Source organism: Agrobacterium sp. MCAB5, assembly GCF_052114365.1.
Classification (GTDB): Bacteria; Pseudomonadota; Alphaproteobacteria; order Rhizobiales; family Rhizobiaceae; genus Agrobacterium; species Agrobacterium tumefaciens.
This window is the reverse complement of sequence record NZ_JBFREP010000248.1, coordinates 1-465: the sequence shown is the minus strand read 5'-3', so window position 1 is coordinate 465 and position 465 is coordinate 1. Positions and strand designations below refer to the sequence as shown.

Annotated in this window: 1 protein-coding gene; it reads left to right on the top strand. The window is 57.2% G+C overall.

The window, feature by feature from the left end:
• Positions 1-182, top strand: a 182-nt coding sequence (locus AB4Z23_RS28465; RefSeq protein ID WP_441361305.1) for a hypothetical protein, incomplete at its 5' end; no start/stop codon positions are given.
• Between the last annotated feature and the right edge of the window lie 283 nt (positions 183-465).

Below are 465 nucleotides of genomic sequence, written 5' to 3'. Positions count from 1 at the left end.
ATATCGGGCCATCCGTGCTCTTTCTTGCAGAGGCTAAGAACTTCGTTGATGGCCCCAGCATCAAGAGCCCCGCCGGTTACAATTCGCCGAAGTGCATCGCGCTGCCACATCGGCCGACCTTGCGACCAACCCAGTATCGTTTCGAGCACAGTTTTCGGTGGGGCAAATTGATGCATGTTTAAAGCTTTACTTGAAGGTGTTCTGCAACAATAGCAGCACGCCGCAACCTGTACTAGCACACAAAAAGTTCAGCCTCCCCGGTGGGCCGGTCATCGCACTGCCGAATAGCGATTAATCTCTTGGTTCTGCCATCAGTCAGCTAAGCCGCCTGCGGGTGTACCAGGCGCACTGTTCGGCGCGACCTTGCCGCCACCTTCCGTTCCCGCCTTCGAACCGCCAGCGCCGTCAGAGGAACCGCCGCCCTCGTCATCGTCGCTTTCCGTCGATGATTTGCCATCGTAGAGC